At 34.1% G+C, this 24,175-nt stretch carries 19 protein-coding genes; 9 read left to right on the forward strand and 10 right to left on the reverse strand.

Annotated features, from left to right (window positions below):
* Positions 1-27: 27 nt before the first annotated feature.
* The 7 genes from OOK82_RS02455 to OOK82_RS02485 all read right to left on the reverse strand — a co-directional run bounded on the left by OOK82_RS02455 (position 28) and on the right by OOK82_RS02485 (position 10,347).
* Positions 28-768 carry a hypothetical protein gene (locus tag OOK82_RS02455; RefSeq protein ID WP_264704400.1) on the reverse strand — a complete coding sequence of 247 codons (741 nt, stop codon included), beginning with the start codon at positions 766-768 and terminating at the stop codon, positions 28-30.
* 131 nt (positions 769-899) lie between these two features.
* Positions 900-1,487: a hypothetical protein gene (locus OOK82_RS02460; protein WP_264687139.1), complete on the reverse strand. Its 588-nt coding sequence runs from the start codon at positions 1,485-1,487 to the stop codon at positions 900-902.
* A gap of 74 nt (positions 1,488-1,561) precedes the next feature.
* Positions 1,562-2,725, reverse strand: coding sequence for a phage major capsid protein (locus OOK82_RS02465; RefSeq protein WP_264704401.1), 1,164 nt, complete (start codon positions 2,723-2,725; stop codon positions 1,562-1,564).
* A gap of 891 nt (positions 2,726-3,616) precedes the next feature.
* Positions 3,617-4,297: an orotidine-5'-phosphate decarboxylase gene (gene pyrF / locus OOK82_RS02470; protein ID WP_017532286.1), complete on the reverse strand. Its 681-nt coding sequence runs from the start codon at positions 4,295-4,297 to the stop codon at positions 3,617-3,619.
* Positions 4,298-4,340: 43 nt separating this feature from the next.
* On the reverse strand, positions 4,341-5,507 hold the full coding sequence (locus OOK82_RS02475; RefSeq protein ID WP_406718701.1) for a hypothetical protein: 1,167 nt from the start codon (positions 5,505-5,507) through the stop codon (positions 4,341-4,343).
* Positions 5,508-5,644: 137 nt separating this feature from the next.
* On the reverse strand, positions 5,645-7,741 hold the full coding sequence (locus OOK82_RS02480; protein ID WP_264704402.1) for a coiled-coil domain-containing protein: 2,097 nt from the start codon (positions 7,739-7,741) through the stop codon (positions 5,645-5,647).
* 41 nt (positions 7,742-7,782) lie between these two features.
* Positions 7,783-10,347, reverse strand: a complete 2,565-nt coding sequence (locus OOK82_RS02485; RefSeq protein ID WP_264687143.1) for a valine--tRNA ligase — start codon at positions 10,345-10,347, stop codon at positions 7,783-7,785.
* A gap of 157 nt (positions 10,348-10,504) precedes the next feature.
* Between OOK82_RS02485 and OOK82_RS02490 the strand changes: the two genes are divergently transcribed.
* Positions 10,505-11,164, forward strand: coding sequence for a hypothetical protein (locus OOK82_RS02490; RefSeq protein WP_264687144.1), 660 nt, complete (start codon positions 10,505-10,507; stop codon positions 11,162-11,164).
* Between the two features lie 112 nt (positions 11,165-11,276).
* On the opposite strand, the gene OOK82_RS02495 is transcribed toward OOK82_RS02490, so the two are convergent.
* Positions 11,277-12,569: a cbb3-type cytochrome c oxidase subunit I gene (locus tag OOK82_RS02495; protein ID WP_458694681.1), complete on the reverse strand. Its 1,293-nt coding sequence runs from the start codon at positions 12,567-12,569 to the stop codon at positions 11,277-11,279.
* 62 nt (positions 12,570-12,631) lie between these two features.
* On the opposite strand from OOK82_RS02495, the gene OOK82_RS02505 reads away from it, so the two are divergent.
* The 4 genes from OOK82_RS02505 (at position 12,632) to OOK82_RS02520 (ending at position 16,297) form a co-directional block, all read left to right on the forward strand.
* Positions 12,632-12,808: a hypothetical protein gene (locus tag OOK82_RS02505; protein ID WP_160141980.1), complete on the forward strand. Its 177-nt coding sequence runs from the start codon at positions 12,632-12,634 to the stop codon at positions 12,806-12,808.
* An 84-nt stretch (positions 12,809-12,892) separates the two neighbouring features.
* Positions 12,893-14,002 (forward strand): outer membrane protein assembly factor BamB family protein, encoded by a 1,110-nt coding sequence (locus OOK82_RS02510; protein ID WP_264687145.1) that lies wholly within the window; start codon positions 12,893-12,895, stop codon positions 14,000-14,002.
* Positions 13,995-15,374 carry a dihydrolipoyl dehydrogenase gene (gene lpdA, locus OOK82_RS02515; RefSeq protein WP_264687146.1) on the forward strand — a complete coding sequence of 460 codons (1,380 nt, stop codon included), beginning with the start codon at positions 13,995-13,997 and terminating at the stop codon, positions 15,372-15,374. Before OOK82_RS02510 ends, lpdA begins: the two co-directional genes overlap by 8 nt.
* Positions 15,375-15,376: 2 nt before the next feature.
* Positions 15,377-16,297 carry a tyrosine-type recombinase/integrase gene (locus OOK82_RS02520; RefSeq protein ID WP_264704403.1) on the forward strand — a complete coding sequence of 307 codons (921 nt, stop codon included), beginning with the start codon at positions 15,377-15,379 and terminating at the stop codon, positions 16,295-16,297.
* Between the two features lie 213 nt (positions 16,298-16,510).
* Here the strand turns inward: OOK82_RS02520 and gatB are convergent, their stop codons facing one another.
* Both gatB and pdhA read right to left on the reverse strand, forming a co-directional pair.
* The gene (gene gatB / locus OOK82_RS02525) at positions 16,511-17,941 is read right to left on the reverse strand and encodes an Asp-tRNA(Asn)/Glu-tRNA(Gln) amidotransferase subunit GatB (RefSeq protein WP_264687148.1); all 1,431 of its coding nucleotides are present in this window, start codon (positions 17,939-17,941) and stop codon (positions 16,511-16,513) included.
* Between the two features lie 205 nt (positions 17,942-18,146).
* Entirely contained in the window at positions 18,147-19,127 is a 981-nt protein-coding gene (pdhA, locus tag OOK82_RS02530; RefSeq protein ID WP_108784629.1) for a pyruvate dehydrogenase (acetyl-transferring) E1 component subunit alpha, read from the reverse strand.
* Between the two features lie 65 nt (positions 19,128-19,192).
* Between pdhA and hemJ the strand changes: the two genes are divergently transcribed.
* The 4 genes from hemJ (at position 19,193) to ctaD (ending at position 24,174) form a co-directional block, all read left to right on the forward strand.
* Positions 19,193-19,621 (forward strand): protoporphyrinogen oxidase HemJ, encoded by a 429-nt coding sequence (gene hemJ, locus OOK82_RS02535; protein WP_264704404.1) that lies wholly within the window; start codon positions 19,193-19,195, stop codon positions 19,619-19,621.
* A 154-nt stretch (positions 19,622-19,775) separates the two neighbouring features.
* Positions 19,776-21,287, forward strand: a complete 1,512-nt coding sequence (locus OOK82_RS02540; RefSeq protein WP_264375606.1) for an HlyD family type I secretion periplasmic adaptor subunit — start codon at positions 19,776-19,778, stop codon at positions 21,285-21,287.
* A gap of 556 nt (positions 21,288-21,843) precedes the next feature.
* Positions 21,844-22,608 carry a cytochrome c oxidase subunit II gene (gene coxB / locus OOK82_RS02545; RefSeq protein ID WP_264704405.1) on the forward strand — a complete coding sequence of 255 codons (765 nt, stop codon included), beginning with the start codon at positions 21,844-21,846 and terminating at the stop codon, positions 22,606-22,608.
* A 15-nt stretch (positions 22,609-22,623) separates the two neighbouring features.
* Positions 22,624-24,174: a cytochrome c oxidase subunit I gene (gene ctaD, locus OOK82_RS02550; protein WP_139686463.1), complete on the forward strand. Its 1,551-nt coding sequence runs from the start codon at positions 22,624-22,626 to the stop codon at positions 24,172-24,174.
* Position 24,175 lies beyond the last annotated feature (1 nt).

Genomic DNA, 24,175 nt, shown 5'->3' on the forward strand with positions numbered 1-24,175 from the left:
TTTAACCATAAGTAATTCTCGTCAAGTTCAATATAACCTACCGGTTTTAGGTTCATTAGCAACAAGTTCTGGAAGATTAGTTGTTGTAATTTCAAATGGCTTTTTGGACATTTTAGTTATTTTAACAAGCTTTTTGTTCTCATCCAAGCCTACTTTATACATCATTTCTAATGGGTCTTTTGAAATAGTTCCCTTGTCATGCTGTTTCTTCACTGAAGTTATGGATACAGATTTCTTTCCATCATCTACATCTTGACATGAACTATAAGGGCCAGTAATACAAAACTTGTTACTTTCACACTCTACAAATATACGAAATTCTCCAGGTATAACTTTACCATTTTTGTCTTCATTTTTACATTTTTCTTCAAGACGTTTATAATTCTCGTTTGTTATAACAAATAGTAATTTGTTATCGATAAATTCAAAATAACTCTCTGGATTTGTGCTTTGTTGAATAACATTAGGTTTATTAGGATTTACGTGCCTTCTTGGTTGTTCTGATTTTTCTGGAAAATTTTCTGCTGGCTCGACGTTTGTACCTGTTTTAGATACAGGTTCTTCAGTCTCATTTTGCATAGGGGTGCTAACAGTTGGACTTTTATTTACATTCTCATCTGAAGGTCTCTTTGGTGATATATTTTCTTGAGCAGTATTTGCTTTACTGCTAAATAACCAATTCCAACCTGATGAAATTTTTCTTGCAATCCATGAAATTCCTCTACGATCAGCAATCCACTTAAAAAAGTTTTTTATACTTTCCCACATACTTTACTCCTTAAATTAATAATTTAATTATTATATATAAAGTTTAATTTGTCAATTTTCTCCTATGGAGAAAACTTATAAAGAAAAAAGAGCACCAAAGGAGGTGCTCTTTTGTGAAGAAAAGATACTCTTTATGAAAATGGCATAATAGGTATTGATGAATTTATAGCTGGCTTATCTAGCACCTTACTAGGTTTACCAGCTTCTGAGCTTAGTACCTTGCTATCACTTGCAGGCACTTTAGATGTAGAACTTACAACTTCAGGTTTCTGAGATATTTTATCTATAGTACCAACTGTACGCTTACTATTTAAACCCAACATCTTTTTCATTCCTTCTAACTCACAAGACAAAGTTTTACCATCATCTACCGAGTCCACTATAAAGGATACCGAATTATCGTTCGTGGCAACAAGTTCGCTGTAAGCAATTTTGAATATAGCTTTGCCAGATTTGATATTTACATGATATTTTGATGGACTTTTACAATCAATATTTCTCCAATCCATAATTTCTGGTACATTCTTTTTGTTTGTATGCAGTACTAACTGCTTATTACCATTTTCTTTAATAACACCCCAATGATTGGATTCACCCTTCACTAGTTCAATTACACTATTTTTTTGCGGTTTACTAGACCACAAGTTTTTAATGCTGTTCCAGATTGATGCAATACCTCCTGCAATCGACTGAAAAAAGTTTTTTATTTTTCCTAACATATTTTACTCCTTAAATTAATAATAATTTAATTATTACATAAAAAGTATAATATGTCAATTATTTCATAAAAATTTTAGTACTTGCTCGCAATTTTCAACAATTTAATAGCTCTGGTGTTGACAACTTCCCCGCCAACACGCTTAGTAACAAAAAATCTAACATAAGGTTTGTTTGTATAAGGGTCTCTAAGTATTCTCATTCCTCTGTTATCTACGATCTTATAAGCTTGTTTGAAATCCGCTACTGCAATCATTGTAGGTGGCATATCAGCAGATTGATATACTGGTATTCCCATTAAAGTATCTGGAGTTTCAAGCGATAAACTCGGCTGCCAAAGATACTGACCTGTTTCAGATTTTAGTAGCCTAACGTCCTTTAACGTACTCCTGTTCATCAAAAATGATGCATTTTTAGAGTAATGTTCATTTAGAGAGTAGTACAATATCATTATGGCATCGCTGTCTAGCTTATCAGCTTTAATTTGCTCTATCTTATTATGACCATTTCCATTTTCGTAAGTTAAAATTCCTTTAGGTTGAAAAGTGCCATCACCTTTAATAAAGGCTTCATTCTCCTTCTTACTGAAAGTTTCGGCAACCTTTTCTACAAGCCAATTTTCAACATTGACAAATGCATCATCGAGCAATTTTTGTGATATTTGCGGCTGAGCATAGAGCTCATAAGTTGTGATGGAAATCTTTTGAATTTTAGGTGTACTTGTGTCTTGTGCAAAATCATACTTGGATTTATAGCCACCATCTTCGTCCTCTACGACTTCACCACTCCAACCCGCACCAGCACGGTCACAATCTTCTATAATATAATCCAATGTTTCAGTAGAGATTCTTTGACTAGAACATATTTGCCGCATTGGAGATGAATCAGCTATACGCTTGTTTATCCGTTTTACAATGTGAGGAGTAACTAAATACCCTCCAATATCATTGTCATCTCCACTTAGGGTTTTATGTGATAACCTACTTTCCATTCCTTTGCGGATATAATCAGAAAAATATTTATCACCCATGTTAAAATCTGTGCTAATTTCTGGACGTTGAGCTGAAGTTTCAATAAAATCTAAGCGCTCTTTGCAATTATCAATATTACTATTTATCTTGCATAGCTGCTCAGGTCCTTTGCTTTCGATTTCTTTTAGTTTGCGATCATTTATTAATTTAAATTGCTCCCATGATGAAGCGAGTTCATTAACACGGTGAGCGATATCAGTAAGTGACATAATAGCCTCCTTTAAAAATAAAATTAGAATAGTATTGTAATTTGAAGGTAATCTTTAATCTCAGTACCTTTTCGTTGTTATGCAAACTGCATTCAGAAAAAAGACCGGTGAATGGCAGCTTAGTATAACTCAAACGCTTGTTTACAATATGGATCCCAGTGCTGGGAGGCGCCCTCATGGTAAACAACGTTCATACAACTGTATATGTATACTGCCATTCACCGGTCTTTTTTCTGGATTCCAGCATTGGCTTCATGGTAGATACAAATAAACGTAAGGCGCTTGGTAACGAGAGAAAAATTATACTGATTACTTGTTGAAGTAAAAAAAGCAGTGTAGTATTACACCACGGTAAATATTATAATTAATTGTTAGCACTATACAGCATCCATTTTTTTGTGTCAAGCATTTTTTTTCGCTGCGTATCTGTTCAGAAGAATGTGCAAATAAAGTACGTAGCTGTACAAATTTGCCAAAACAATAAATGGTATCCTTTAATTATCCTCTTTTTATCATTTCAGTCACAGCTGTACGAACATTGTGGCAATTTGCATAGTAAACAGTGTCAAGCACTGCCTTTGTGTTCGAGGCAAAATTAGTTTAACATACTGTTTTTGAAACAAGTAGCTTTGCGTGTCTATGATGTCATCCCAGTGCTTGACACTGGGATCTAGTTTTTGGACATTGTTTTTGACATATGTCCTTAAGGACTATTGTTTACTGCATAATTTGCAAATACTTTTTATATCTGGATCCCAGTGTCAAGCACTAGGATGACACCCATTTAGTTATCTTTTCTCGTCTACCTTGTTTTGCCACCCTGCTGAACGGATACATACCGTTTGTTGCTTTTATTCTATGGTACCTTATCTACCTTGCCGCTCTCCTGCTTCAATCAGTAAGGGATTTCAATATTAATTCTGCACTACTTGCGGGATTGCCGCTTTTTGTAATTGGTCTGCCAATTACGATATAATCAGCTCCTGAATTTATTGCTTCTTTTGGTGTTGCTGTCCTTTTTTGATCATCATGACCTCGATTCATACGGATTCCTGGAGTAATAATTTTAAAGTCTTTACCACATTCTTGGCGCACTTCTTGAGCTTCTAGTGCAGAGCAAACTACTCCATGTAGTCCAATCTTTTTTGCAAGCTTTGCTAGCAAAATTACCTGTGATTTTGCTTCCCTTGCTACTCCGAGTTCACTCAGATCTTCATTGCCCATACTAGTTAGTACTGTTACTCCAATTAGCTTTATTTTCTTTCCTTGCACTATACTTAGTGCTTCTTTAAGCATTTTTGTTCCACCACTGATATGCAATGTTAGCATTTCAACATCTAGAGCTTTTATTGCTTCAACTGTTCTAGCTACAGTGTTTGGAATATCATACAATTTTAGATCTAAAAAAATTGGTACATTGCATTTTGCAACTTCTCTCACTCCAGAAGGACCATGTGCAGCAAAAAATTCTAACCCAAGTTTTACCATGCCAACCTTATCACGCAGACCATTAGCCCAAGATATGGCTTCATTCAAATCTTGTGTATCCAGTGCGCATATTATTGGGTTCATTATCTTGTATAATTTTTTTTATAATAAGAGTAATTGTTGCATTTTACAATCCATATTCAGGGATTGGTCCACTTGCAATGCTTTGTACAGACACTGAACACGATAATCTGGTCGGAGTGGGTGAACGACTGGCATATCCAAGATCTTCCTGTAAAGAATCAGACGTTTCCTCCGATGTTTTGGAACCTTTCATTGGCTTGAATTGCACAAGCTGCCCTAATATAAATTTTATTTTCTGAGTCTCCCCTAATATTATTTTTTTGCTATAATCTTTAATTGTTTCATTTTCTCTTATCGATTCTTCTATCTTATCTATCACATATTGAAGTTGTTTTATTTGACTGTCTCGCTCTAAAAGTGAATTTCTTAAATTTTTCACTTCGTTATTACAATCTTGTCTTATTCTGTCTAACTCAAAAGATTGATTTTTAATTAAACCGTCTGCTTTATCTAGCTCTTCAAATTTCCTTTTTAACTCTTGAGATAAGTTTTTATTTTTCTGATCAATTTCTTTAAATTTACATTGTAATTCATCTAATTTCACACAAAGTTCTTCTTTTCTTTTATGTAATTCTTCTTTTTTCATATATAGTATATGTTTCTCTTTACGTAATTTGTCTATTTCCTTAGATAACTCCTCTTTTTCTTTAGATAATTTCTCTACTTCCTTATATAATTCCTCATATTTATCATTGTCTATTTTTCTTTTCAATTCGATTATAAGTTTTTTCCTCTCAGTTAGATCAGCTTCTTTTTCCTGTAACTGTTTACACAAATATGAGATTTTATGGAGTAGTTCTTTTTCTTGTGCAGCAAGCTCATCTTTCTCCTTCGTTACTTTTTCTAATTCGTCTGTTATTCCAATTATATGGATCATTTTTGCTTCTAATTTCTCCTCCAAAGATTTTTTTTCTTTAAGAAAAGATTTCCTCTCAGCTTCTATTTTTTGACCAAATTTTCTTTCTTCCTCGTATAAATTGTGCTTTTCTTGAGTCAACTCACGCTCTTTGTGAGCAAATTTCTTCTCCACTTTACTAGTGTCAATAATTATTTTATACAAAATCATAAAAGCCAAAACAGATAATACAGCTAAAGCGAGAATTAAAGAACTAGGTACATTAATAAGCGCTAAAGATGTAAGTAACGTGAGAGTAGCCAGAGAACTAGCTATAAAATAAAATGTATTATATTTATTAAGTAAATTGCTCATCACCCATATACAAAACTTCAGCAGTCTTGTATATATTGATTAAAATTGTCTTACCTGTAGAGGAGAACACTTATCACAATTTTACCAGTGATAAACTTTAGTTGATATTCTAACTAAACTCAAAATGCAAGGTGGCATCAGACAGGAGTAGAACATCTACTAGAATATCCAAAATCTTCTGAATATGAAGTTTCATCCAGCTCTTTATTTGGTAGTGCTGATAAATCCCCATTACTCATATTTGAAGAAGCAGGGCTATCATTAGTTTGTACAGATATTTCTTCAATTACTCCTTTTATTTCTTGATCACTGACTCCAACATTCTTGATTAATTCCTTCAATCTATTCAAAATCTCTAATACAGTTTCCTGCGATATAATCACTTTATCTCCTTCTCTTACATTCTCTTTGAACAAATATATCATGTTTTTTGCCAAATCTTGTGCTAAGCTCACACGATTCTGATGAACTAATGAAGATTGATCATTCAAATCTGAAATTTCTTCTTTTATAGAATGCTTCTCAAATAGTAACTCTTTGTACTTTTCATGTTGAATTTGACTTTCTTCCTCCAGATTGATGCTATAATTTTCCAACTCTTCACTGTTTTTTCTTTCTTTATTAAGAATTTTTTCTAACTCTTTAATCTTACTGAAATATTTAGTTTCTTTCTCTTCCGATTGCTTACTTAGTTCTTCTAAATCTACAGTTAGTTTAATCACTTCTTGAGTTTTTTCATTTAACTTTTCTTGTAATCGTCTTTTTTCTTCTTCTAAATCCGATGATTTAAGTATTAAATCATAAGTTTCAGAACTTTCTTTTTGCAACTGCGCTTCTAACTCTGCTATTTTTTTCTCTTTCTTTTCTAAACATGTCATCAATTCTGTTACTTTTTTAGATTCTAATTCATGTGATTGACTTTCTAATCTCTGGATTTCACTATATTTATCACCTAAATCTTTTTTAGTATCATTCAATTCTTGTTCTAACCTTTTATTTTCATTTATTGATTCATCCAGTTTAAGCTCTGATCGCCCTATTTGATTAACTAGTTTTTGTATTTTGACAACTAGAATTTTAGCATATTCTTCCAAGCCTTGCTTTTCTTGCACTAATTCAGCTTTTTCTTTACTTAACTTTTGTATCTCTTTTTGCGCTTTCCTTAACTTCTCCTCTAACTTTTCCTTCTCTACTTTTCTCCTTTCAAATTCACTCTCTACCGAATCACTTAGCTGCTTGAGTTTTTGTGTTACTTCAGCCAAAACTTCATCTTTTTCCCTTACCTTTCCATTTAATTCCTCCACCTCTCTCATTTTTTGCTGTAATTGTTCTAATATAGTTTGATTATTTCCAGTTAATCTTGTATTTTCTTTTTCCAATTTATTAATTCTTTCGTTTAAGCTGTCATCTACAACTTGTGCAATTTTGTCTTGCATTTTAGTACTGCCTATTTGAGCTTCTTTTCTGCCACGCTCAATTTCTTGAGTTGTTTGAATGTTAATATTTCTATTACTATTTTCTATCACAATCTCAGATGATTTATGATTGCCTTTCTCCTTATTTCTAAATTTTATTTGATACAAGAATAAGTTACCTATTTTTACATCTTTATTTGCTTTCAATTGATCATCAGTAACACGATTACGCTCGATAAGTTCTATACCATTAGCATCAATATTAATTATAATAGTGCACTTTTTTCCGTCCTCATCACACCAATTCAGAGTCATTTCGTATGCACCATCAGTTACAACATAGTGCCTTATTCCTTCTTCAGAAACAAAACCGTGCATTCCATTTTTTCCATTGCTATGCAGAGTTGAAAATCCTGAAATTCCATTATCTTGACAGAAATTACTATTCAAAAACTCACTGACTTTGAATTTGTTTTTATTAGCTCCCAATTTAACTTCTGCACAACTACCATATATTGACACTGTTTCAACACCACTTTCAATATACCCATTCAATACTTTTTTAGCCTTATCTTGAAGCTCTAGTCTCTCCTCCTTTACATTATTGAAATCTTGGATAACGGCTTTATACACTTCATCTTCATTAAAATTGGCATTGTATTTTATTAAAAAAGATAATATGTGAAAACTAGCTACAGCAGTGTGAATTGATTTATTCTTTTCTTTTATCTTACCGAGCAAAAACAAAAACCTTTGAATGAAGTCATGATAATCATCTTTTTGCTCTTCAATTTTATTATTATATGAATTACCAATCATTATTACCTCACAACTAAATAATTAGTATAGTAATACGAATGCTAAGTTACATCAATCAATAAACTTACAGTAAATTTTCCATTCTCAGTTATAAGCTCTGCTTCTGTACTCTCAACCCATTCTATCACTTCAGCATTGCAAACTGACTGCAAATCATGCTGAGCAGAATAATTTAACTCATCCTCTTTTACACTCGCTTTTATCATCAACTTTTGTATAAGATGCTTAACTGATACGTTATTATCTGCTTTTATTTTTCTCACAAGGTTTAATATCTGCACGAAATTATCTCCCATTTCCTCAGAATACTTATCATAGGTAAGTTCTTCCTTGTTAGGCCAATTACTTTTATTGTGAACGGAGTTATAACTATACAACTGATGATATATTTCCTCTGTAATGTATGGCAAAAATGGTGCAAATAACCGCAAAATAATATTGAGTACATATGCCAAACTCTGTTTCGCACTCATGTTTGCCTCGCTGTCCAATGCATCTCCATATGCACGTTTTTTAACTAACTCTAAGTAATTATCACAAAAATCTTTCCAAAAAAATTCTTCTATTGCGCTCAAAGCTTCGCAGTATTCAAACTGTAATAGGTTGTTCGTCGTTTTTTCTATCACTTTATATAATTTGGACAATATCCACTTATCCATCGTCTCACTGATGGAATTTATGCTCAATGCTTGATGTTTTTCCATAAACATGGAAACAAATTTGCTAGCATTCCAAAGTTTCGTAACAAGTCGTTTGCCAATTTTGAAGATATTTTCAGAGTAGACTGTGTCAACTCCAAGTCTTGAGTTTGCTGCCCAATAGCGTACTACGTCAGCTCCATAGGTTTCAAGCATTACATGAGGAGTGATGATATTACCTTTTGATTTACTCATCTTTTTTTTATCATCAGCCAAACACCAACCACTAATCATGATATTTTTCCACGGCAGTGAATCTGCATGATAATGTGCCTTCAAAATCGTATAAAAAGCCCAAGTTCTTATTATCTCATGGCTTTGGCTGCGCAGATCTGCAGGAAATATCTTATCATACCGATGGCTTGGTAAACCGAGCTCACTGTTTACTGCCAGTGCACTTAATTGAGGAGTGATCGCACTTGTTGCCCAAGTATCCATCACATCTTGATCTGGAGTAACTTCTTCTTTAATATACCCTTTCGGCAAATCTTTGAGTGGATCTACAGGTAAATCCTTTACTTCAGCTAGAATGATTTTGCCTTCTTCTCCCTTACGTTTTGAATACCAAACTGGAAATGGTACACCAAAATAACGCTGTCTTGAGATGCACCAATCCCAACTTAGCCCTTCTATCCACACCTCCATACGTTTACGCATAGATTCTGGATGCCAATTACATTTACTCACTTTATCTAATACTTGAGTTTTTTGCTCTAAAGTCTTGACAAACCATTGATAAGTAGGTAATATTTCAAGCGGCGCACCAGATCTTTCAGCACATTTAACAGAATGAGAAATGCTAGTGCTTTCTATTAAAAGTCCTTTTCCACTGAGGATTTCAATGATCCTCTTTCTTGCTTCTTTAACTTTTAGTCCATGGATCCCAGTGTCAGCTACTCGGATGACACCGGCATGTGTCTCCTCTGTCACCTGAGTAGCTTGATACTGGGCATCTTTCTCCCCTGTCATCCCAGTGCGTGACACTGGGATCCATTTTTGATCACACACTGCATGCAGGTTTATCCTTCCATCCTGATCAATTATAATTGTCACCGGCAGATTATGCTTTTGCTGCCAGTATATGTCGAGCTCATCACCGAATGTACAGCACATAACAAGCCCAGTGCCTTTATCTATTTTAACCTTATCATCAGCTATTATTGGAACTTTTGCCCCTGTCATTGGCACTATGGCTATCTTACCAATCAGCTGAGTATAGCGTTCATCCTCTGGGTGACAAAAAACCGCAACGCATGCTGGAAGCAACTCAGGTCGTGTAGTTGCGATGTGAATCTGCTCATTTTCTTCAGTGGAAAAAACTATTGTATTTAAAGATGACTCAAAAATTTTATCTTCTATTTCCGCTTGTGCAATTGCGGTTTTATCAACTGGGTCCCAAAGAATAGGTTGCATTTTCCTGTATGCATATCCCTTATTATATAAATCAACAAATGACATTTGAGAAAGTGCCACAGCTTCCTTGCTGATCGTGTGATATTCCAAACTCCAATCATAACTAATGCCGACCGATTTAAATAACTCCTTGAATTCTTGCTTTGACTTCTCAATAACCTCATGGCACATCTCTATAAATTTTTCTCTGCCAACTTCTTTTGCGCGGGTTCTATAGGTTTGCTCAACTAACCTTTCAGTGGGAAGCCCATTATCATCAAACCCAATTGGATAAAATACATCTTTCCCCAGCATACGTTGAAACCTTGCAATAAAATCCGTATGGCAATAGCTAAATATGTGACCGATGTGTAACTTTCCCGATATCGTTGGTGGAGGCGTATCTATAGTGAAAGTATTATCCTTTTCACCATTCCATTTATAAACTTTACTCCCTTCCCATAATATGTTGTATTTGTTTTCAATTTCTCTAAAGCTGTATTTTTCTTCTAACATAAATATTTTTCAGTTTTAAGCTTTAAGTTAGCACAATTGAGCAAATACAGCAATTTTAATGTCTATCATTTAATTTAGCCTTGTTATGATACAAATACTTCTTGACCTTATAATTTTTAATGTATTACATAATAAATTTTTAGTATTGAGGTTTATTATGCTTAACTTTCATAACTTAAAAGAGCTTATAGATATTCTAAGTAATCCATACTATGTGCCTCACCCAGCAAAAGTAGACTTAGTAGAATTGCTTGAAGACGTGCTGGAATTAGAAGGTAAAAAAAGCTCAGAAGATGCAATAGCTACATTGAAAGATAAAATAAGAAATGAATTAAAAAATGAAATAAAAAGTGAAATGAAACAAAAGATAAATAAATTTGAGCAGCTAGAGAATGAAAATATAGAATTAAAAACTAAAAAGGATCAGGCTGAACGGTTAAACATAGCCTTAGAACATAAAAGGGAGATAGCTCAGAACAAAAATATAGAATTAAAAGCTGAAAAAAATAAACTAAATACTCAAATCCAGCAGTTACAGCAAGAAAAGAAAATATTAGAAACCAAAAATGAAGCAAATAAACAACTAAAAGAAAAAGCAACATACATCGCTACTGCTAGTACTGGTCTTGCTGTTGGGTTAGTAGTATATACTGCACTTGAACATACAACTAAATTAGATATATGGTTAATGGTTAGTATAGCAGTAGTACCTGCACTCATAGCTACTAGTCTGACATACTTAGCACTTAAACCTAGTTCTCAAGTAAGTGAAACGCAAGAACCACAAGGAGTAGCAAATAAGAATTCAGTAGCTTGATATAGTTTTTTTCATTTCACTGCCTTTCCAAATTTGAAGCAGGTTGTTTGAGCCATAGTACAAAGTAAATATAGTAATTTTACACTGAAATTTTTAGTTTTGTTTCTGTGGGTTAGTTGGTACGAGCCTTGCCTTTAAGAAGATGTAAAATCACAATTATTACGAATAACATTCCACCAATAACTGATATAGCTCCACCCGTAATAAAACAAGCACGTGCCAACATTGATGAAATACTTGGCAGATCTGCAACTTTTCTTAATGCACCATATCCACCAAGCCAAACAAGTCCAGTAATGTGGAGAAAATGTCCCAAGCTATATGCATAAATCTGTAATCTTACTATGGAGCTTTTTATTTCTTTACAGCCCAATTTTGGTAACAGCCAGTAGACAAAATTCATAAAAGCTATAGTAATACCAACCACAGAACCGTGATAATGCGCAGGGATAGTGACATTTCCTTCAATAGTTAGCACTCCAAGCACACCTCCATAAATGAACAATACAAACGAGTGGAGAAGATAATTGCCCTTATCATTGAGCAGAGTTTTTATGTTGCAATATACTAATATTGTTAAAAAGCACGGCAGAACTGCTCCAGCAATTCTCATATGCCAGGTAAAAAACTGTATCAATTCAGCACTATCCGCCGAATAAATAAAGTATATAAACGGCGCACCTACGGTCAAAACTGTGTTTATAAATAGTGGTAAAATGGTAATTTTATTTAGACTAATATAGCGAGCATTCAGTATGATCAAATAAACTAAAAACATTGCTTGAGCAAAGGCAAACTGCAGTAAATGTCCGCCTCCCCAAAAGAGATATTCATAAAATAAATTCTTGTCTGAGTGATATAGACCTGGAGGCGTATTTTTATGTGCTAAAACAACACAAAGAAATGATGACACAAGTATAATGACCAGGCCAATTTGTCCGATTGAAAGATATGAGTCTTGTTTATTTGATATGTAGGCTAGAGCTGTATTTATCAATATGCTGGTAATGAAAAGACTGAGTCCAAGTAAAAATAATTTGTTTTGTAATACAGGTATATAGTTACTTTTGATAACTTCAGTATTTGGAACAAATGCAGATATAAACATTAGCAGCATGGAAAGGATTGAGAGAATCCATGAGAAGTTAAACCAATGATTGGTGTTTTTTAAGTTTATGATGAAGAGCAGAGATATTATAGAGCACATCCATACCAAAATTGACAAATTTACGTGTATCACCAGTGCATTATCAAAGATATATTGTGCAGAAGGAATGAGAGAAGAAATAAAAGGCAATCGTAGAAAAATAACAATTATTGACAGCAGTCCAGAACAAGCAAGAGCAAGTACTGCCAAGAATATCCATTGCCTGCAAAGTGAAGCGTTATTTTGTATGTTGAGCATTTACTTTTAGGTACTATAGCATAAGACAATGTACATTTTTCAAATTGATATGCATAGTTTAAATGAATGACATTACAACAATATCTTTCATCGTGAAAATGCTGCGTCCATTTCCATTTCATATTATGGTAATATTACTGACAGCGTTAGTCTGGGCTATCGAAATGTGTTTTAATCAATACTTGATAAAAATTATTACAGTAAGAGAATCTTTACATAATGGCATGACATTACGTTAATGCTTTTGATCCACAATTAAGAACATTTTCGTTGTGATTTACGTTTCTAGTATGTATATTAATAAATCTTGTTTTCACTAAATAATGAAAATAATAATTGTCATGATAATGTTATTGTATAGTAACTATACAATGGCAAGCGAACGAATAAGTTTAGTAGATAAAAAATTATCTCAAGGATATGTAGCTCCAATACTTACAGAAAATAGCGTTATTTTACCAGACAAGCACGGTACCTTATATTCCTTTGATATCGATAACCCAAGAGTTATAAATTGGAAATTATACCTCTCAAGTAGGAAAAAAATTGGTAATATGAGTTTATCGAGCTACAAAGAAAATGTTTTCTTTGTAGTGGATAACATTCTACACACAATAGATGCGAAAACAGGGGAGATTCAATGGGAAAAAGAATTAAGAGCTCCGGCAAGAGGGAAAGCAATAGTAATAAACAATAAGTTGGTAGTATTGACTATTGATAACTATCTACATGTATTTGATATAAAAGATGGCAGCCCCATTTGGGCTTATCAAAATGGTATAAATGAGGTTCGAGGTTTATATTCCATCTCACCAGCAGTCTCTAATGATAAAATAATGGCACCATTTTCAAATGGCGAGTTAATAGCTTTTAATGAAGAAGGTAAAAAACTATGGAGCCAAAAATTAGCTACAAATCTTTTAGACACACAGCTTACAGATGTAACTACTACACCTAGAGTACACGATAATATCTTAATAGCTACGAGCAACTCTTATATTTATAGCATTGACGTAAACTCAGGAAATATTTTATGGTCAAGGCCACTACAAGTAAAAAGTATATCAAACATTGAGTCATATTATAGCCCTCTTATTCCTGCAGAGAAACAAAAAGAAGGCGGAAGAATTTTCATGGTGACTAAAGATAATAAGGTAATTGGCATCGACATACAAAGTGGAAAAACAGTTTGGACATCTGATTTTATAGAGAATGTGCAATTGTTTGTTCCAATTATGTATGCCCATACGCTTTGGGTAACAAGTAATAAAGGTTCAATATTTGCTTTTCCTGGATCTGAAAGTACAGGAAGGGTAATTAAAATACCCGGTAATGTGTTTCATGCTCCAGTATTTACCCATGGTAAGATGTATATAACGACTGAAGGAAATGGTGTTTATTCTTTAGAAAATAGGTTTGTTTTTTATGACTGATTATGATTTGATTATTATAGGTGGTGGTCCAGGTGGTTACAAATGCGCTATTGCTGCTGCAAAACTTGGACTCAAAGTTGCTTGTATAGACAAAAATAGCATTTTTGGTGGCACGTGTTTGCGAGTTGGGTGTATACCATCAAAAGCATTACTCCATTCCTCTTATCAGTATGCTAGCGCGAAAAATAATCTATCAAAACTTGGCATAAAAGTTAAGGATGTAAGTCTCGATTTGAGAGAAATGATAGGCTATAAAGACGCTAGAGTTCAGGAACTTGGAAAAGGCATAGAATATCTGTTTAACCTTTACAAAATTACTAAGATCAATGGACTTGGAAAAATTACTTCTTTTGATCAAGGCAACCTTGAAGTTTCAGTTGAAGGTAAGGTGCTGAAGACAAAAAATATAGTAATTGCAACCGGTTCTGACGTTATTTCTTTGCCAGGAATTAATATCGATGAGAAAAGTATTATTTCATCAACTGGTGCATTGTCTTTAACTGAAGTACCAAAAAAACTTGTCGTAATCGGAGCCGGGGCAATAGGGCTTGAAATGTCTTCTGTATGGAGGAGGCTAGGGTCTGAAGTCACTGTAGTAGAATTTTTTGACAGAATCGCTGCAGCAATGGATGGAGAATTAAGTAAGTCTCTACTTTCTAGTCTACAAAAACAAGGAATAAAATTTTTACTTAGCACTAAAGTTGAGGGAATAAAACAAAGTAGTAACTCTTTGAGTGTGAAAGTTTGCTCTGTAAAAGATAATCAAACAAATACTATAGAGGCGGATAAGGTATTGGTGGCAGCAGGACGCAAACCATGCTCTGAGGGTCTTGAAAAAATAGAAAAAGACAGTCGTGGCTTTATTAAAGTCAACAATAGTTATGAAACCAACGTAAAAGGAATATTTGCTATTGGTGATGTGATTGGCGGAGCAATGCTTGCTCACAAAGCTGAGGAAGAAGGGGTGGCAGTTGCAGAGATACTAGCAAGGCAATTGCCTCACGTTGATTATGAAATCATACCGTCAGTCATTTACACCCACCCTGCAGTTTCTTCAATCGGTAAAACTGAAGAAGAACTAAAAAGTGCTGGTCGAAAGTATAAAGTTGGTAAATGTCAATTTGCTGCAAACGGTAGAGCAAAAGTCACTGACGATGCTGAGGGATTCGTGAAAGTTCTGACTTGTAGCCAAGCAGATACAATACTCGGTGTACATATCATAGGAGCATACGCTGATACGCTAATCAATGAAGCAGCGGTTGCAATGGCATATGGTGCAGCAGCAGAGGATATATACAGAATTTGTCACTCTCATCCTGATATAAATGAAGCCTTTAGGGATGCGTGCATCGATGCTTTCTTTAAAAAGTAACTGTGGACCTCGGTTCAATCATTGAAAAATGGTATGATTGGCTAAAGTACAACAGGTCTTACTCACCAAACACTTTGGAGTCATACATGAGGGACCTCAAAGATCTTATAAATTTCCTAAATACTCACATTGGTGAAGAAGTAAATGTTGGCTCTTTAGAAAAATTAAGCATACCTGAACTGAGAAGTTGGTTTACCTCTCGTTATGCAAGAGGTGTAAATGCGAGATCTAACACTCGCGCATTGTCAGTAATCAGAAATTTTTTCAAATATATAAAAAACAATTATGAAATAAATAATGAAGCGGTATTTTCTTTATCAAGGCCAATTCAGAGAAGAACTCTACCTAAAGCACTTTCAATATCTAACATAGAAACTCTATTGAAAGAAATGAAATTGCCTGATCTAGGCGAGCCTTGGGTGGTAAAAAGAGAAATTGCAATTGTCGTTCTGCTATATGGTACGGGCTTAAGAATCACTGAAGCACTGAATCTTAAGGTTAGTGATATTAGCAATGAAAGTTTAATAGTAACAGGTAAGGGAGATAAACAAAGGCAGGTATTTATTCTTCCAGTAGTAAAAAAGTGTATACAAAAATATATAAAAGCTTGTCCCCACTTTGACGAAGCGGGACATCTTTTTGTGGGGGTAAGAGGAAAAAAATTGGGAAGAACTTATGTTGCTAATCGTTTGCAAAAAATAAGAAGATTTTTAAACTTACCAGAAATTTTATCTCCACATGCATTTCGCCATAGTTTTGCTACTCATTTGCTTCAGGAAAATATTGACATAAGATCAATACAACAGCTGCTTGGCCACTCAAGCCTTGAAACTACTCAAGTTTACACTCACCTAAATTATCAAGATGTCTTCAATATGTATAAAAACTTTCAGAAAAGTTTGAATAAAAAATCGAAATCTTAACTTCGTCTTAAATCGATAGTATTGCCGAACTGAGTGCTTGCAACATCATTCAGTACTGTACTTGCTTTATATAAGCAATAGTGACCAGCAGAGAAGAAAGCAAAAACGTTTTGCAAAAGGTTATGAATGAAAGAGAATAGACAGCAGAATTTAAATTAGAAGCTATTTAAAGAAACAAGTCAAGCAAATAGCAAAAGATCTGGGACCGTACACCTAGGCACTCAATTTTAATTTTTCACTCAAAACCAAGTTTACGACATCAGGGCTGGCTTTTCCTTTGGTGGATTTCATGACTTCACCAACAAAGAACCCATACAATCTTGTTTTACCACCCTTATATTCTTGAACTTTATCTTGGTTGTCATTGATGATTTTATCTATTACCTCTGAGATTTGACATGTGTCAGTTATTTGCTTGAGATTCTGCTCTTCTATAATAAGGGATGCAGGCTTTCCAGTTTCAAACATAATATCAAAAACTTGTTTACCAAGTTTAGCAGAGATCGTTCCATCGACGATAAAGTCGAGGAGCTCGGATAAAGCATCTGCTTTAATTGGAGAGCTAACAATATCAATATTTGTTTTATTTAAACGACCGAAAAGCTCGACGGTTAACCAGGTAACTGCAATCTTTGAATCATGCTTTTTTGCTAATTTTTCAAAATAATCGGCAATTTCTTTATCAGAAGTGATAACGTCTGCATCATATTCATTGATACCTAATTCCGCTATGTATCGAAGTTTTTTTTGATCTGGCAACTCGGGTAAAGATGATTTAATAGAATCAATTTTGTCTTGGCTTATTTCAACAGGTAGCAAATCAGGTTCAGGGAAATATCTATAGTCACTTGAATCTTCTTTGCTTCTCATCACTTTTGTTTTTCCTAAAGTGACATCAAACAATAAGGTATCTTGACTTATTTCTCCTCCGCTTTCCAAAATTTTGATCTGCCTTTGTGCTTCATAATCTATAGCTTGTACAATATAACGTATTGAATTTAAGTTTTTTATTTCACAACGAGTGCCAAATGTGCTACTGCCCTTTGGGCGAACAGAAACATTTGCATCACAGCGAAGTGACCCCTTTTCCATATCACCATCACATGAACCGATGTAACGCAAAATCTGCCTCAATTTTTTCATGAATTCTGCAGCTTCTGCAGATGAACGAAGATCTGGCTCTGAAACAATTTCCATTAAAGCAACACCTGCACGATTTAAATCTATGTAAGTTTTGCTTTCTTCATGAATACTCTTTCCTGCATCTTGCTCTAAGTGAATTCTTGCGATTCTTATTTCTTTTTCATTATTATTGATAAAAACTTTGCCATTTTTAACTATTGGCTCAAAGAACTGGGTTATTTGATAACCTTGTGGTAAATCGGGATAAAAATAATTTTTCCGGTCAAAGTAAGAGCATTTATTAATTTCTGCAGAAATTGCAAGTCCGGTGCATATTGCTTGCTCTATGCAGCTATAATTTAATACTGGTAGTGTGCCTGGCATTGCTGCATCAACTAGAGAAACTTGAGTATTGTGCTCAGTGCCAAATTCCGTTAGTGAACTAGAAAATAGCTTTGTCTTAGAAGAAACCTGAGCGTGTACCTCAAGTCCAATTACTGTCTCCCAGTTTTCTTTTGTCATGTATTTTATTCAATTAATAACTTTATATTCTGCAAACTAGCACAAAAAGTCAAATAAAACTCATTTAACCTATGATCCAAGAGCGGTGTATATCAATAATATAAGAGTTACTACAGTTTCTATTGACTAGGCTGTTATATAATAAAGTTAAGTGCTGCCAAAAAATATCTATAGTAGGCCAAAACATAATTTTGATGGCAACTGATTAGCTAACAAATTTATAAACATCAGTATATAGTTCATCAATGCCTGGCTCTTTACTATTTTTAGCAAAATCTTCTGACTTTTTTACTAAATCTCGTATTTCCTTATCAATAGCTTTGCATTCTTCATCAGAAGCGATTTTATTGTCTGTTATATACTGCTTTAGGGTGCTTATAGGATCATGATTTTGCTTCATATCTTCAACTTCTTCTTTTGAGCGATAAGTAGCAGGATCTGACATTGAATGTCCACGATATCGATATGTCTTCATTTCAAGCAAGATAGGTCCTTTTCCCCCACGTACGTGCTCAGCTATTTCACTTGTTAACTCATAGACAGAGAAAAAATCCATTCCATCAACTTGTTTTCCAGGAATACCAAAACTCTCTCCTCTTTTATATAGTTCAGTTACTAAAGTTGATCTTTGTACAGAAGTTCCCATTGCGTATTCGTTATTTTCTATGATATAAACCACAGGTAACTTCCACAAAGATGCCATATTAAATGATTCATATACTTGTCCTTGATTTGCAGCACCGTCACCAAAATATGTGAATACAACGTTATCTTTTTTCTTGTATTTATTAGCAAATGCTATTCCTGTGCCAATTGGGACTTGTGCACCTACTATTCCATGTCCACCAAAGAAATTTTTTTCAACATCAAATATGTGCATGGAGCCACCTTTGCCTTTTGAACACCCTGTTTCTTTGCCGGTTAGTTCTGCCATCACAACATTCGGATCAGAATTACATGCAAGCATTAAGCCATGGTCTCTATAGCTTGTGATAAAAGCATCACCAGATTTTGATGCAGCTTGAGTCCCAACTGCAACTGCTTCTTGCCCTATTGATAAGTGACAGAATCCGCCTATTAATCCCATTCCGTATAATTGTCCTGCTTTTTCCTCAAATCTGCGTATGAGAAGCATTTTTCTGTAGAATCCAATCACCTGTTCTTTAGTGAAATTTTCTGCTTTCATATTGACTTTCTTTTATTAAATTGAGATCATACCAGAAATTTTTAACATTTTATAATACTATCTATATGGACTACTATCACTGGTTTGAAGCTTTTCACGTTATCTCTGTAATTATGTGGGTGGCAGGTATGCTCTATTTGCCAAGGCTTTATGTTTACCATGCATCTGTAAAACCAGGGTCAGAAAATGACAGCTTACTTCAAATAATGGAGAAGAGACTCCTTAGATATATCATAAACCCTGCAATGCTTTTCTCCCTTAGTTTTGGAATTATGCTAATGATTATTAGGGAACCATATCACGAAGGGTGGTTTCATGTAAAAGCGCTAGCATTATTCTTAATGTTTGCTATTCATTTCCTACTTGCAAAGCATAGGAAAAATTTTGTAGTGGGCTTGAATAAGAAAACTCACGTTTATTTTCGTGTTTTAAACGAAGCAGTAACAGTGTTAATAATAATTATAGTTATTATGGTTATTGTAAAACCTTTTTGATTTTCTAGCCTAATGCTGAACCATTCAATAGAGTATAAGAATTGTTACTAAATAGTTTATTCTGATGTTCCATAGTCTAAGTAGAGTACTTAAGATATAGATTCTTTGTTTTTGTGTGTTATCCTGATTAACAAGAATTCGCAGTAGTATTATAATGAGTAAGTTAAAAAAGCTTAGTGCTGGACTTTCTTTGACAGGCCTGATTGGTAGTGATGATATAGATATGCAAAGGGCAGGAAATAGAAAGAAGAAATATCAATTTTTGGATAAGACGTTCGCATGGATTGATGCGATGATAAATTTTATTTTTAAACGTGAGAGTAATAACGCAAATGAAGTCCTAAAAGTCACATGGGGACCACTATTTTTTGGTTTAGTCGTGATATTCATCTTTTTTGGAATAGGTGGTATTTGGTCGGCTATAGCTCCAATTGACGGAGCAGTGCATGCAAGTGGAGAAGTTATTGTCTCTTCAAATAGAAAAATAGTGCAACACTTGGGTGGGGGAATAATAAGCAAAATTTTAGTAAAAGAAGGTCAAACAGTTAAAAAAGATGAGCCTTTAGTTTTATTAAGTGATGTTAACGAAAAGGCAAATTTGAGTATAATTAAAGAAAAACTCTTATCACTTTTGGCAACTGAAGCAAGACTTATTGCAATTAGGGGAGACTTAGATACGCTAGAATTTTCTGATGAGGTTAAAAGATTATCTAACGATGAACTTGTAAATAAAGCGATAAAGAATCAGGTAAAGTTGTTCAACTCTCAGAGAAAGAGTATATTAGGAAAAACTGACATACTGCAACAACGTATAAAGCAGTTAAATGATGAATTAGCAGGGCTAAATTTTCAACTAAATGCAGCCCATAAGCAATATGACTTGATAACTGAGGAGTTAGAAACAAAAAGACAATTACTTGATAGTGGCCATATAAGCAAACCACACATTTTAGCTTTAGAAAAACAGTTTGCTGAAATTGAGGGTAGAGTTGGACATTACCGTTCTGCAATATCTCAAGTACAGCAAAAGATTGGAGAAAATGAGTTAGAGATTATAAATGTGAAGAATGATGCTCAAGAAAGAGCAAATGCTGAGCTTAAGGAAGTCAATACATCTATTGCAGACTTAAAAGAGAGGCTGATGGTTGCTGAAGATTCGTTAGCACGTACAATAATTAAATCACCTCAAGATGGTATAGTTACAGATATAAGATACCACACTGAAGGTGGTGTTATACAATCTGGAGTTCCAATCATGAGTATAGTACCATCAGATGATGATCTAATAATAGATGCTAAAGTTCTAACCAGAAACATAGAAGAGATACTGTCAGCAAAAAAGAAAGATAGCAATATAGTCTCTGTCGACGGACTAGAAGGGCTAAAAGTTAAAGTAAGGCTGAGCGCTTATAGTGCACGTCGCTTAAGTTTAATTAACGGTATAGTAAACCATATTTCCCCTGATGCTCTTGATGATCCAAGGATGGGGCGTTATTATTCAGTGCGAGTGGTGATACCAAAATCAGAACTTGCTCAATTTAAAAACGTATACCTATATCCTGGTATGCCAGCAGAAGTATATATAGTTACTCAATCCCGCACTCTTTTATCGTTCTTGTTTACACCTATAATTGCAACATTCGATAGATCTTTCATAGAGAGATAATTTATTTTGCTTTTCTAAAAAATTTGTTTACAGAGTTTGATATGCAAAAAAATTTACACACAAGTAGTGTATTATTTTATAATTATTTTCTATAATATGTAAATCTTTGATTTAAGATGCAAATGCTAACGTAAACATTAAAGGTTAATTAGTAAACTCAGCTGTATAATAGAATTAAAGGAATTAGTAAGATTTTTACCTCAATGAATTATAAATAGGCAAACTTACCTAAAGTTTAATAGTGTCTGTTACTGCTTTTAGGTGTGAGGCTAGAGGGTTATTAGCAATAACAGACACTATTAAACTTATTATAGAACTTCCTTAAAGTAAATACTTAACTTAAAATATTATAATATTTTAACTTAAAATAGATTCATGTAAATGCTTTTTCCTCAAGTTAGTATCGTATTAGTATATTTATTAAATGCTAAAAAAACATTAATCATCATTTACTTTTGATTCAATATTTAGCAAAACACTTGTGTACATTCTATAATCTCTGTTTGCATAGTAAGTGTATATATATTATTATACAGTTAGTTTTACAGCAAAAAATATGGTGAAGTTATTTGCATTATTGATAATGTTTTACTCAAACATATCAATTGCTTCTGCTCCTACTTCTTGGCAATTTGGATTTCCTGCGCCTGCAACTGAGATAATGGAGGCTGTAGTTAAGTCACATTCGTTTGTGATGAGTGTAATGATTGCAATTATGCTTTTTGTATGGGCCCTGCTTGCTTATATAGTATTTCGCTTTCGTAAGGGCAAAGTGAAAAATGTCAGTAAAATAACTCATAATATCTTTGTAGAAATTATCTGGTTTGTTATACCAACGATTATTGTTGGGGTATTGGCTTTTAAAAATGCTGAATTAATTAAACTACAGGAGAAAGTGCCAAAAGCTGACATAACACTAAAAGTTATTGGTCATCAATGGTATTGGAGTTACCAGTACCCAGAATATCAAGGTATTTCATTTGACAGCTATATAAAAGGAAAAGAAGACTTTACCGAAAGAGATTTAAAACTATTCTCTGTTGATAATAACGTTATTTTACCTATCAATACTAATATTCGTTTACAAGTGACAGCAGGAGATGTAATACATAGCTGGGGAATACCGGCTTTTGGTATAAAAATTGATGCAATACCAGGTAGGCTGAATGAAGCATGGTTTAACGTTACAAAGCCCGGTATTTATTATGGGCAATGTTATGAACTATGTGGTCAAGGTCATGGATTTATGCCAATTGTTGTTGAAGCAGTGAGTAAAGAAGATTTTAATAAGTGGATTGAAGATAAAAAATTAGTAAGTTAAGTTTGGAGTATAGATATGAGTGATGTACCAAAAGGTATAAGACGTTGGCTGTTTTCTACTAATCACAAAGATATAGGGACACTATACATTATTTTTTCCATATTAGCTGGAATTATTGGTGGATTATTATCGGTAATTATTCGTACTCAGCTAATGCACATTAATATACTTAACAATAATTACCAGCTATATAACGTAATGATTACAGGGCATGCGGTAATAATGGTGTTTTTTATGATAATGCCAGCCTTAATGGGAGGATTTGGTAATTGGTTCGTACCTCTCATGATTGGTGCACCAGATATGGCATTTCCTCGTATGAATAATTTAAGTTTTTGGTTGTTAGTTTCATCTTTTATTTTGCTTATCCTCTCGGTATTTGCTGGCGAAGGTCCTGGAACAGGATGGACTTTATACCCACCTTTGTCGCAAATTATGTCCCACCCAAGTGCAGGAGTTGATCTTGCTATACTTGCACTTCATATTGCTGGTATGTCATCAATTGTTGGGGCGATCAACTTTATAGTTACCATATTCAATATGCGTGCAAAAGGTATGTCACTAACTAAGATACCACTATTTGTTTGGTCTATTTTACTCACGTCATTTATGTTAATTGTTGCCTTACCGGTACTTGCTGGTGCTATAACTATGCTGCTCACTGATCGTAATATAGGTACCTCCTTTTTTGATCCTGCTGGTGGTGGTGATCCTGTGTTATTTCAACATCTGTTTTGGTTTTTTGGTCATCCAGAAGTTTACATAATTATTTTTCCTGCATTTGGTATCATCAGTCAGATTGTGTCAACTTTTTCTCATAGGCCAGTATTTGGTTATATGGGAATGGTTTATGCCATGATAGGAATAGCAACGTTTGGCTTCATGGTTTGGGCTCACCATATGTTTACTGTTGGGCTTAGCGAGGATGCTGCTATATTTTTTAGCACTAGCACAATTTTCATTGGTGTTATAACTGGTGTAAAAGTCTTTAGTTGGATTGCAACTATGTGGGGTGGAGCGATTGAATTGAAGACACCAATGCTGTTTGCATTAGGTTTTATTTTCATGTTTGTTGGAGGTGGTATAACCGGAATAATTCTTTCTCACGGTGGAATAGATAAGCTTTTGCACGATACCTATTATGTCGTTGCTCACTTTCACTATGTCATGTCGCTTGCTGCATTATTTGGAGCTTTCGCCGGTTTTTATTATTGGATAGGCAAAATGTCAGGTAAGCAATATAACGAGTGTTTAGGAAAGATACACTTTTGGCTCACTTTTATTAGCACCAATGTCACTTTCTTACCCCAGCATTTCCTGGGATTAGCAGGTATGCCAAGGCGTATACCTGATTATCCCGACGCGTTTATCCCTTGGAATTATATATCCTCAATTGGCTCATATATGTCCTTTCTTTCAGTTATGTTTTTTGTATTTATAGTTATACATCTCTTTAAGTGGGGCAAAAAAACTGGAGATAATCCTTGGGAAGGTGACACTTTAGAATGGACGGTATCTTCACCACCACCTTTTCATACTTTTGAAAAACCACCAGTGATAAAATAGA

This window comes from Wolbachia endosymbiont (group B) of Apotomis betuletana, assembly GCF_947250475.1.
Taxonomy (GTDB): Bacteria; Pseudomonadota; Alphaproteobacteria; order Rickettsiales; family Anaplasmataceae; genus Wolbachia.

Excerpts from the sequence above, each read along its gene's own strand:
- OOK82_RS02455 (WP_264704400.1), bottom strand. The coding sequence starts at position 768 with ATGTGGGAAAGTATAAAAAACTTTTTTAAGTGGATTGCTGATCGTAGA.
- OOK82_RS02460 (WP_264687139.1), bottom strand. The coding sequence starts at position 1,487 with ATGTTAGGAAAAATAAAAAACTTTTTTCAGTCGATTGCAGGAGGTATT.
- OOK82_RS02465 (WP_264704401.1), bottom strand. The coding sequence starts at position 2,725 with ATGTCACTTACTGATATCGCTCACCGTGTTAATGAACTCGCTTCATCA.
- pyrF (WP_017532286.1), bottom strand. The coding sequence starts at position 4,297 with ATGAACCCAATAATATGCGCACTGGATACACAAGATTTGAATGAAGCC.
- OOK82_RS02475 (WP_406718701.1), bottom strand. The coding sequence starts at position 5,507 with ATGAGCAATTTACTTAATAAATATAATACATTTTATTTTATAGCTAGT.
- OOK82_RS02480 (WP_264704402.1), bottom strand. The coding sequence starts at position 7,741 with ATGATTGGTAATTCATATAATAATAAAATTGAAGAGCAAAAAGATGAT.
- OOK82_RS02485 (WP_264687143.1), bottom strand. The coding sequence starts at position 10,347 with ATGTTAGAAGAAAAATACAGCTTTAGAGAAATTGAAAACAAATACAAC.
- OOK82_RS02490 (WP_264687144.1), top strand. The coding sequence starts at position 10,505 with ATGCTTAACTTTCATAACTTAAAAGAGCTTATAGATATTCTAAGTAAT.
- OOK82_RS02495 (WP_458694681.1), bottom strand. The coding sequence starts at position 12,569 with ATGCTCAACATACAAAATAACGCTTCACTTTGCAGGCAATGGATATTC.
- OOK82_RS02505 (WP_160141980.1), top strand. The coding sequence starts at position 12,632 with ATGAATGACATTACAACAATATCTTTCATCGTGAAAATGCTGCGTCCA.
- OOK82_RS02510 (WP_264687145.1), top strand. The coding sequence starts at position 12,893 with ATGAAAATAATAATTGTCATGATAATGTTATTGTATAGTAACTATACA.
- lpdA (WP_264687146.1), top strand. The coding sequence starts at position 13,995 with ATGACTGATTATGATTTGATTATTATAGGTGGTGGTCCAGGTGGTTAC.
- gatB (WP_264687148.1), bottom strand. The coding sequence starts at position 17,941 with ATGACAAAAGAAAACTGGGAGACAGTAATTGGACTTGAGGTACACGCT.
- pdhA (WP_108784629.1), bottom strand. The coding sequence starts at position 19,127 with ATGAAAGCAGAAAATTTCACTAAAGAACAGGTGATTGGATTCTACAGA.
- hemJ (WP_264704404.1), top strand. The coding sequence starts at position 19,193 with ATGGACTACTATCACTGGTTTGAAGCTTTTCACGTTATCTCTGTAATT.
- OOK82_RS02540 (WP_264375606.1), top strand. The coding sequence starts at position 19,776 with ATGAGTAAGTTAAAAAAGCTTAGTGCTGGACTTTCTTTGACAGGCCTG.
- coxB (WP_264704405.1), top strand. The coding sequence starts at position 21,844 with ATGGTGAAGTTATTTGCATTATTGATAATGTTTTACTCAAACATATCA.
- ctaD (WP_139686463.1), top strand. The coding sequence starts at position 22,624 with ATGAGTGATGTACCAAAAGGTATAAGACGTTGGCTGTTTTCTACTAAT.